General features: G+C 40.0%; 1 pseudogene. It reads left to right on the top strand.

Annotation, left to right across the window (positions count from 1 at the left end):
* Positions 1–225: pseudogene (locus ACEO2X_RS14815) on the top strand (IS66 family transposase); the annotation flags it as partial.

The following is a 225-nucleotide window of genomic DNA, read 5'->3' as shown; positions in this document are numbered from 1 at the left end:
ATCTTGAAGTCACCAATCAGCAATTAGATTCTAAAGTTCAGCATCTTTCTATTCTCAATCAAAAATACGAGCATGAACTGGCGCTGTTTAAACAGCATAAATTCGGCAGTAAAAACGAACATCTCACCGCAAAACAAATCCATCTGTGGGATGAGGCGGTCGAAGAAGATATCGCAGCCGTTGATCTGGAATTAGAACGATTAAATGCAGATAAAACCCATGCAG

This window comes from Acinetobacter sp. AL9, assembly GCF_041464035.1.
Lineage (GTDB): Bacteria > Pseudomonadota > Gammaproteobacteria > Pseudomonadales > Moraxellaceae > Acinetobacter > Acinetobacter towneri.
Note: the sequence above shows the minus strand (reverse complement) of the source record. Positions and strands in the feature narration are given on the sequence as shown.